The following is a 10,298-nucleotide window of genomic DNA, read 5'->3' as shown; positions in this document are numbered from 1 at the left end:
TCATTTTTATAATTATTAATTTTTAATCTGTCCAAACTTTTGGGTGCAGTCTATCTACAAGTCGCTTTTTGAGTTTATTTTTCGGAAAAGATTATTTTACAAAATCTTCTGCTTGTTTAAGCGCAGCATCCAATCCAGAAACCTCTTTACCACCTGCAGTAGCTAAGAAAGGTTGTCCACCTCCACCACCGTTGATGTGTTTTGCAATTTCTTTTACAATTTGCCCTGCATTATACCCTTTTTCATCCACAAGATTTTTTGCAATCGAAATGGTGATAGATGGTTTTACAGTATCATTAGTTCCCACAACTATAAATGCATTTTCGATTTCTTTTGTTAAATCAATTGCATTTTGTTTTGCAGCATTTGTATCTAAATTTGTTTTTACAGCTAAGAAATTAACGCCGTTGATAGTTTGAACAGCTGTTTTCCAAGTTGCTTTTTCAGCCGCAGCTTGTTGCGCAACAAAAGATTCTAATTGTTTTTTCAATTCAGCATTTTCATCCAATAAATGTTGAACAGCTTTTACCGCATCATTTTTCGTTTTAAGAGCAGCTAAAACATCATTGTAGTTTTTCTCCGCCTCTTTGTACGCTTCGATTGCTTTGTTAGATGTAATTGCTTCGATACGACGAATACCTGCTGCAGTAGAAGATTCAGATAAAATTCTGAATAATCGAATATCAGCTGTGTTTTTTACATGCGTACCACCACATAACTCGATAGATGAACCAAAACGAATTACACGAACTTTATCACCGTATTTTTCACCGAATAATGCCATTGCTCCGTCAGCGATAGCTTCGTTGATATCACAATCTCTTTTTTCGATTAATGGTAAAGCATCTGCAATTTTATCATTTACTTTTTGCTCAACAATTGCCAATTCTTCATCTGTCATTTTAGAGAAATGAGAAAAGTCAAAACGTAAATAATCATCACCAACATAAGAACCTTTTTGTTCAACATGAGTTCCTAAAACTTCGCGTAACGCTTCGTGCATTAAGTGAGTTGCGGAGTGATTTTTAGTTGTTTCGTTACGTTTTTCAACATTTAATTTAGCATTAAAAGTAGCATTTACATTTTCTGGTAAAGTTTCAACGAAATGAATAACTAAATTGTTTTCCTTTTTTGTATCGATAATTTCTATCGTTTCGTTTAACGTAGAAATTGATCCAGTATCACCAATTTGTCCTCCTGATTCTGCATAGAAAGGCGTTTGGTTGAATACCAATTGAAAAAATTCTCCTTTTTTATTTTTTACTTTTCTGTAACGTGTAATTTTTACTTCAGCTTCTGTGTTATCATAAGCGATAGAAGTTTCATTGCCTGCATTATCCAAAATAACCCAGTCATCCGTTACCAAAGCTGTTGCTTTTTTCGAACGTTCTTTTTGCTTTGCCATTTCAACATCAAATCCAGCTTCGTCAATTGTGAAGCCATGATCTTCTGCAACAATACGAGATAAATCCGCAGGGAAACCGAAAGTATCATACAGTTCGAATACCACATCACCAGGTACAACTTTAGAATCTCCTAATTGCTCGATGATTTGATTTAATCTGTTCAATCCTTGTTCAATTGTACGTAAGAAAGATGCCTCTTCTTCGCGAATAACTCCTGTTACAATTGTTTCTTGTTTTACTAATTCTGGGAAAAATTCACCCATTTCAGCTTTCAAGATTGGATATAATTTATAGATAAAAGGTTCGTTAAGACCTAAGAAACGGTATCCGTAAGAAATAGCACGACGTAAGATACGGCGTATAACATATCCTGCACCTGTGTTAGAAGGTAATTGTCCGTCTGCAATTGCAAAAGAAACAGCGCGTAAATGGTCTACAACAACACGAATTGCAATATCCGTTTTTTCAGCTGTATCATATTTTACTCCAGAGATTTCTTCTAATTTTTGGATTAATGGTTGGAAAACATCAGTGTCGTAGTTAGATGATTTACCTTGTAAAACCATTGCCAAACGCTCAAATCCCATTCCTGTATCGATATGTCGAGCAGGTAAAGACTCTAAAGAGCCATCAGCTTTGCGTTGATATTGCATAAATACCAAGTTCCAAATTTCGATTACTTGTGGATGATCCATATTAACTAAAGATTTTCCATCAACAGCTAAACGATCTGCTTCTGGTCGAATGTCAATATGAATTTCAGAACAAGGTCCACATGGTCCAATATCACCCATTTCCCAGAAATTATCTTTTTTATTTCCGTAAAGAATTCGGTCTTCCGCAATATGTTGTTTCCAAAGCTCTAATGCTTCTTCATCTAAAGAAGTTCCATCACCTTTGTCACCCTCAAAAACAGTTACATAGATTTGATCTTTAGAAATTCCGTATTTTTCTGTTAGTAATTCCCATGCCCAAGCAATTGCTTCTTTTTTGAAGTAATCACCAAAAGACCAGTTTCCTAACATTTCGAACATCGTGTGGTGGTAAGTATCTTTTCCTACATCGTCCAAATCATTATGTTTACCAGAAACACGAAGACATTTTTGTGTATCCGCGATACGATTACTTTTTGGAGTTCCGTTTCCTAAAAAGAATTCTTTGAATTGTGCCATACCCGAATTATTAAACATTAATGTCGGATCGTCTTTCAAAACAATAGGTGCAGAGTCGACAATTGAGTGTCCTTTTGTTTCAAAAAAATGCAAAAATTCTTTTCTTATATCTTTGGATTTCATTTATTTAAATTATTTTTATCATTTGATTAACATGTTTGCTCATACAATATTCGTTACTTTGCAAACGTTTTACAAAGATAATAAAAGCTTGGTTAAGTAATGGAAAATAAAAACTATAAGTATAATTCTGTGAGATTTTTGATGAGTTGGGTGAAGAAAAGAGCGAAGAAAACTCCTAAAACAGCATTATACGTTTTACTATTTTTATGTTTATCGACAATATCTGCTGGTATGGTTGGGTATCATTTTAATGATTCTGAGTTCGCTTCAAAAGCAGGGAAATTTAAAAACAGCGAAAGCAAATTATTAGCTGAACTGGAAAGAATGGAAAATGAAAACCAAGAGTTACATAAAAAATTTAAAGAAGTAGAAGAAGCCTTGACAGAAATCGAAGAAAAAGATCGCAATATTTATCGTACGATTTATGATATGCGTGTCAATGAGAATATCGATTCTGTAAATAATGAAATTGATAATTATACAGCTGAAGACATTGAAAAATTAGTTGCAAAAATTGCAGCTGAATCAAAATCATTGGACGAAGTTTTTCGTTTGGCGGGTGTAAAAGATGCGAATTTATCATCAATGCCAGTTCTAAAACCTGTTGCAGATAAATATGTAAATCGTTTGGCTTCCGGTTTTGGGTCACGTTTTCATCCAATTTTAAAAGTGAATAAAATGCACAAAGGTTTAGACTTTGCTGCCGCTACAGGAACGCCAATTTACGCAACTGGAGATGGTTCTGTAAAAGTATCTGAATTTAATTCGGGTTATGGAAATATGGTTGTGTTAAAACACGGAAATGGATACGAAAGCTTGTATGCTCACATGACACGTGCGAAAGTTCGTAGAGGACAAAAAGTGAAAAGAGGTGATGTGATTGGTTATGTAGGATCGACAGGTTTATCGACAGGAGCGCATTTACATTACGAAATTCACAAAAATGGAGAACCTGTAGATCCAATTATGTATTTCTATAATGACGTTGATCCAGACGATTTTATTAAAATTTATCAAAACTCTAAAAAAATGTCATTATCTTTGGATTAAACGCTGATAATGAATGTAGACCTTCCTGACAAACTTTATTATTCGATAGGCGAAGTAGCCAAAGCTTTTGATGTAAATGCATCATTGATTCGTTTTTGGGAAAAAGAATTTGAAATAATTCAGCCTAAAAAGAATGCAAAAGGTAATCGATTATTTACTAAAGATGATATCCAATGTTTCAAGAATATTTATTATTTGGTCAAAATAAAAGGGTATACGCTCGATGGTGCAAAACAAGCAATTGGTAAAAAAGGAGTGGTCAAAACAAAAGATGAAATAGATGTTGTAAAACGTCTCGAAAATATTAAAGACGAACTCATCAAACTTAAAATGAGTTTTGAGTCGGAAGAAATTTTAGAAAAAGATGAACTGAATTAAGTTCATCTTTTTTGTTTTAATAATATTAACTTCTTTCGTCATTTCGAGTGAAAATCGTTGATTTTAGTATCGAGAACTTAGACGAATTATATTTTATTGAAAAGTATAAACAAAATTCAACATGATAATTGGTCGATGTCATTCCCAAGTGTTGAGGAATTTCAAGAGTTTTTTTGTGTCATTTATCAGAATGAAAATAATATAGTTCATTTTCGTTTTATTATGATTTGAAAAACCTTGATAATTAATAAAATAAAAGAAATTGGAACTAAAAATAAAAATATAGAATACAAAATCCAAAAGTCGTCTAATATTTCAAAATATTTTAAAAAACATAAAGTAGTGTAATACAACCAAAATAAAAAACATAAAATGAGAAGGTTATTTATTTTGAATATTTTTCGTTCAATGAAATAAAAAGATAAAATAATTAAAACAGGTATTGCTATTGTGTAAACGTAAAACATATTGGATATATTTTAATAAAATTACATTAGAAATAATTACTTTTTTATATCGATTTTAATTTTTCACAACTTTAGTTTTTGCTAAAATATCGCCCAATCTTTGATTCGTTTCAGAGTTTTTAATCAGAATAATTCCAATTAATCCAAAAAACATCATATCAATCGGATCGACAAGATGTCTAAGAAAAGACTGTTTAATTGTAACATTTTTTTTAGTATTTATATCAATAGGTTTCAATCCAACAATTAAATTTCCAAAAGTCGAATTTAGAACTGTTTCAAAAACACAAAAATAGACGAACCAAAAAATGATTATAGGTAAAGTTTTTAATCCACTAACAGAATAAGCTCCTTCACTATTCAATTCTCCAAAGTTTCTTAAATAAAAGAAAGTAATAAAAATGATAATTGTGTAATCTATTAATGCAGCTAATACTCTACGTAAAATGTATTTTTCTTGATTCATAAACTAAATATAGAGTTTTATTCTTAACTTTTCTTAAGAAAATCTTCTCTTAAGATTTCGTAAATTTACAGATTCAAACGAAAACTCAATGTACTTAATATACGATACAGAGACAACTGGTCTTCCGAAAGATTGGAATGCACCGATTTCTGATTCCGACAACTGGCCGCGATGTATACAAATCGCTTGGCAATTGCACGATGAAATGGGGCAAATTATTGAACATCAAGATTATTTGGTTCGTCCAGATGGTTTTGATATTCCGTACGATTCTGAGCGTATTCACGGAATTTCAACTGATTTAGCTACCGAAAAAGGAGTTCCATTAAAAGAAGTTTTAGATAAATTCAATGAAGTTTTAGGTAAAGCTAAATTTATTGTTGGACAAAATTTAGGTTTCGATATCAACATTATGGGAGCCGAATTTTATCGTCTGAATTATGAAAATAATTTAGCAGATAAACCTGTTTTGGATACATGTACAGAAGTTACCGCAGAGTTGTTAAAACTTCCTGGTGGTCGTGGTGGTCGTTACAAATTACCAACGTTAACAGAATTGCATGAATATCTTTTTGGTGTTCCATTTGGTGAAGCACACAACGCAACTGCGGATGTGGAAGCAACGACACGTTGTTTTTTTGAGTTGATTCGTAAAGGTATTTTTACAAAAAATGAATTAGAAGTTGAAGATGAATATTTTGTTCGATTTAATGAAATCAATCAAACAAATATTCAACCAATTGGATTAAATCATGTCAATTTAAAGAAAGCTTCACAAGAAATTGCAAAAGCAAAAGCGAAAGAAGAAGGAGGTGATGAGGTAGTTGAAATTTCAGAAGAAGTTTTAGCGCAGTTTGAGAAAGCAAAATTTGCACATTTACATAATCATACACAATTCTCAATTTTACAATCAACGATTTCTGTTAAAGATTTAGTAGCTGCAGCTTCAAAAAATAAAATGCCTGCGGTTGCAATGACCGATCATGGAAATATGATGGGAGCATTTCATTTTAATGCAGAAGTACAAAATCATAACAAAGCAGCAAAAGAAAAGAATGAAGAATTAATTGCAGAAGGAAAAGAACCAACTGAAGTGTTAATAACACCTATTATTGGTTCGGAATTTTTTGTTTGTGAGAATCATTTAGATAAATCAAAAAAAGATAATGGTTATCAAATCGTTGTTTTTGCAAAGAATAAAAATGGTTATCATCATTTAGCAAAAATGGCGTCGAAAGCATATACAGATGGTTTTTACTATGTGCCTCGTATTGATAAAGCGATTATTGAAGAATATAAAGAAGATTTGATTGTTTTATCTGGAAATTTGCAAGGTGAAGTTCCAAATAAAATTTTGAATCTTGGTGAAAAACAAGCCGAAGAGGCCTTGCTTTGGTGGAAAGAGCAATTTGGTGATGATTTTTACATCGAATTGATGCGTCATGGTCAAGAAGATGAAGATCGTGTCAACCAAACATTGCTTGCTTTTGCGCGCAAACACAATGTAAAAGTTGTCGCAACAAATAATACCTATTACATTAACCAAGACGATTCGAATGCCCACGATATTTTGTTGTGTGTACGAGATGCCGAGAAACAATCGACTCCTATTGGTCGTGGTCGTGGATTCCGTTTTGGTTTGCCAAATCAAGAATATTATTTTAAGTCGGAAGCAGAAATGAAACAATTGTTTCAAGACATTCCCGAAGCAATTATTAATATTCAAGAAATTGTTGATAAGATAGAAGAATACACGCTTTATCGAGATGTATTACTTCCAAAATTTGATATTCCCGAAGAATTTCATCACGCAGAAGATGATGAAGATGGAGGAAAAAGAGGTGAGAATGCTTATTTAAAACATTTAACCTACGAAGGTGCAAAAATTCGTTACCCAGAATTGACCGACGAAATTAAAGAACGTTTGGATTTCGAATTAGCCACAATTGAAAAAACAGGTTATCCTGGTTATTTCTTGATTGTACAAGATTTCATCGCAGCAGCTCGTAAAATGGGCGTATCGGTTGGTCCAGGTCGTGGTTCGGCGGCAGGATCAGCAGTTGCTTATTGTTTATGGATTACCAATTTAGATCCGATAAAATACGATTTACTTTTTGAGCGTTTCTTAAATCCAGACCGTGTATCTATGCCCGATATCGATATCGACTTTGATGATGAAGGACGATCATTGGTAATGGATTATGTGATTGATAAATATGGAGCAAATCAAGTAGCGCAAATTATCACATACGGAACAATGGCGGCTAAATCTTCGATAAAAGATACAGCACGTGTATTGGATTTACCATTATTTGATGCCAATCGTGTAGCAGGTTTAATTCCAAATATGAAATTGGCAAAGATTTTCAATTTAGATGATAATGCCTTAAAAGAATCCTTAAAACCAGAAGAATTTGATGCGGTAAGTGAATTAAAGCGTTTATCAAACGGAACTGATTTAGCTGCTGAAACTATTCAACAAGCTAAAATCTTAGAAGGTTCTGTACGTAATACGGGTATTCACGCGTGTGGAGTGATTATTACGCCAGATGATATCACCAATTTCGTTCCTGTAACAACTGCCAAAGATTCAGATTTATATGTGACTCAATTTGATAACTCGGTTGCAGAAAGTGCCGGATTATTGAAGATGGACTTCTTGGGGTTGAAGACCTTAACGTTGATTAAAGATACGATTAAGTTAGTGAAGGCAAGAACAGGAATCGAGATTGATCCTGATGAAATTCCGATTGATGACGAAAAAACATATGAGCTTTTCCAACGAGGTGAAACAGTTGGAGTTTTTCAATACGAGTCGCCTGGAATGCAAAAATATATGAAGGATCTTCGTCCAACTGTTTTTGCAGATTTAATCGCCATGAACGCCCTGTATCGTCCAGGTCCAATTGAATATATTCCATCTTTCGTTCGTCGAAAAAATGGAGAGGAACCGATTACCTATGATTTGGATGCGATGGAAGAGTATTTATCAGAAACCTATGGGATTACTGTTTATCAGGAGCAAGTAATGTTACTTTCGCAGAAATTAGCAGGATTCTCGAAAGGTGATGCCGACGTTTTGCGTAAAGCTATGGGTAAAAAGCAAAAAGCTGTCTTGGATAAAATGAAACCAAAATTTGTTGCGCAAGCTTCAGAAAAAGGGCATGATCCTAAGATTTTAGAAAAAGTTTGGACAGACTGGGAAGCCTTCGCATCGTATGCATTCAACAAATCGCATTCAACATGTTATGCATGGGTAGCGTATCAAACAGCTTATCTGAAAGCACATTATCCAGCAGAATATATGGCGGCTGTTCTTTCAAATAATATGAATGATATCAAGCAAGTGACCTTCTTTATGGAAGAGTGTAAGCGAATGGGATTAGCTGTACTTGGACCAGATATCAACGAATCCATTACAAAATTTAATGTAAACGAAAATTACGAGATTCGTTTTGGAATGGGAGCTGTAAAAGGTGTTGGGCAAGCCGCAGTAAACTCGATAATTTCTGAACGTGAAGCAAATGGTCCGTTCAAAGATATATACGATTTTGTTAAACGTGTCGAATTGCGAACAGTGAACAAAAAAACAATCGAAAACTTAGTTTTAGCTGGAGGTTTTGATTCGTTTGAATTTCATCGTGGACGTTATTTTTATATCGAAAATACGACAACTAATTTGGAAAAATTAATCAAATACGGAGCAAACTTCCAAGAGCAAAAAAACTCTGCTCAAACCTCTTTATTTGGCGATTTTGGTGGCGATTCTGTGATAGAAGATGTAGTGCCGATGCTACCAGATTGCGAAAAATGGAACATGTTGCAACGTTTATCTAAAGAAAAAGAAGTGGTTGGGATTTATATTTCTTCTCATCCATTAGATGATTTCAAACATGAGCTGAAAATGGCTTCCAATTGTAGTATTTCGGATATTAATGCAAACGAGGATAATTTTGTCAACAAAGAAGTATCGATTTGTGGAATGATGTCAAATATTCAACATCGAATTGCGAAAAATGGAAATGAATTTGGTATTTTTACGTTCAGTGATTATACCGATTCCATGGATATTATGGTTTTTGGAGGAGATTATTTGAAATATAGACACTTTATGCAAGAGAATATGTTCTTGAATTTGAAATTGAATATCTCGAAAAAAGAATTCAAAGATAAAGAAGGAAACGTGACGCAAGGGCGAGTGTATAAAAATATCACGAATATTCTGTTGTTAAATGAAATTGTAGAAAAACAAGCCGAAAAAATGACGGTAAAGATTGAAGTTCCAGCATTTTCGGAAGAAACTTTTACCAAACTATCGGATATTATGTACAAATATCAAGGAGATAAATTATTGAAAATCCAACTAATTGATCCAAAAGATTATTTGAATAATTTAGATTTGCCAGCAGGTAAAATTAAAATAAATATTTGCCGAGATTTGTTAAAAGAATTAGATGAATTACAGGAGATTACATTTAAACTGAATTAATTATACATTTCATTTATCTTGTAATTGACAGATAATATAAAAGGAATTTTTCTGCAATAAAATTTTATGTAGATTTGTAAACTTAAGATTAGATAAAAAATATAAGATTATGGCATTAGAAGTAACAGACGCATCATTTGCATCGGATATTATAGAGTCAGGAAAACCTGCAATGGTTGATTTTTGGGCTGTTTGGTGTGGTCCTTGTAGAATGGTTGGTCCAGTTGTGGAAGAGCTAGCTACAGAATATCAAGGAAAAGCAGTGATTGGTAAAGTTGATGTAGACACAAACCAAGAAGTTGCTGCAAAATACGGAATCCGTAACATTCCTACAATTTTATTCTTCAAAGACGGAGAAGTTGTAGATAAAGTTGTTGGAGTTGTTCCAAAAGAACAATTAGTAGAAAAATTAAATGCGATTTTATAATAGATTAAATCGTTGATTATGAAATAAAAAAATCTCGGATGAAAAGTTTCCGAGATTTTTTTAGAAAAAAGTTTAGGTTTTATCAGAAAACCGCCTATATTTGCAATCCGAAATCAATACAGATTTTGATCCGGTAGTTCAGTTGGTTAGAATACTTGCCTGTCACGCAAGTGGTCGCGGGTTCGAGTCCCGTCCGGATCGCAAAAAGTTTCGTTCTTTTACACAATATATTTTTTATAATTTCTGATCCGGTAGTTCAGCTGGTTAGAATACTTGCCTGTCACGCAAGTGGTCGCGGGTTCGAGTCCCGTCCGGATCGC

General features: G+C 33.3%; 6 protein-coding genes and 2 tRNA genes. 6 read left to right on the top strand and 2 right to left on the bottom strand.

The genetic code is table 11. The annotated features are described in order from the left end of the window. Window positions 1–91: 91 nt before the first annotated feature. On the bottom strand, window positions 92–2,701 hold the full coding sequence (alaS, locus tag Q0616_RS00490) for an alanine--tRNA ligase (RefSeq protein ID WP_260541268.1): 2,610 nt from the start codon (window positions 2,699–2,701) through the stop codon (window positions 92–94). Window positions 2,702–2,800: 99 nt separating this feature from the next. Here alaS and Q0616_RS00485 point away from each other — a divergent pair, with 99 nt between their 5' ends. Next, window positions 2,801–3,751 carry a M23 family metallopeptidase gene (locus Q0616_RS00485; RefSeq protein WP_171622544.1) on the top strand — a complete coding sequence of 317 codons (951 nt, stop codon included), beginning with the start codon at window positions 2,801–2,803 and terminating at the stop codon, window positions 3,749–3,751. 9 nt (window positions 3,752–3,760) lie between these two features. After that, window positions 3,761–4,129 carry a MerR family transcriptional regulator gene (locus Q0616_RS00480; protein ID WP_171622543.1) on the top strand — a complete coding sequence of 123 codons (369 nt, stop codon included), beginning with the start codon at window positions 3,761–3,763 and terminating at the stop codon, window positions 4,127–4,129. Window positions 4,130–4,651: 522 nt separating this feature from the next. On the opposite strand, the gene Q0616_RS00475 is transcribed toward Q0616_RS00480, so the two are convergent. Further along, window positions 4,652–5,062 (bottom strand): RDD family protein, encoded by a 411-nt coding sequence (locus Q0616_RS00475; protein ID WP_284584260.1) that lies wholly within the window; start codon window positions 5,060–5,062, stop codon window positions 4,652–4,654. An 88-nt stretch (window positions 5,063–5,150) separates the two neighbouring features. On the opposite strand from Q0616_RS00475, the gene dnaE reads away from it, so the two are divergent. The 4 genes from dnaE (at window position 5,151) to Q0616_RS00455 (ending at window position 10,297) form a co-directional block, all read left to right on the top strand. Then, the gene (gene dnaE / locus Q0616_RS00470) at window positions 5,151–9,551 is read left to right on the top strand and encodes a DNA polymerase III subunit alpha (protein WP_298774037.1); all 4,401 of its coding nucleotides are present in this window, start codon (window positions 5,151–5,153) and stop codon (window positions 9,549–9,551) included. 109 nt (window positions 9,552–9,660) lie between these two features. Further along, complete coding sequence (gene trxA / locus Q0616_RS00465) at window positions 9,661–9,978, top strand: thioredoxin (RefSeq protein ID WP_038331009.1); 318 nt, start codon at window positions 9,661–9,663, stop codon at window positions 9,976–9,978. Between the two features lie 127 nt (window positions 9,979–10,105). Further along, window positions 10,106–10,179: transfer RNA gene (locus tag Q0616_RS00460), tRNA-Asp, on the top strand. Between the two features lie 44 nt (window positions 10,180–10,223). Next, a tRNA-Asp gene (locus Q0616_RS00455) sits at window positions 10,224–10,297 on the top strand. Window position 10,298 lies beyond the last annotated feature (1 nt).

Origin of the sequence: uncultured Empedobacter sp. (assembly GCF_937930195.1) — a bacterium.
GTDB classification, from domain to species: domain Bacteria; phylum Bacteroidota; class Bacteroidia; order Flavobacteriales; family Weeksellaceae; genus Empedobacter; species Empedobacter stercoris.
This window is presented reverse-complemented; position numbering and strand designations above follow the sequence as displayed.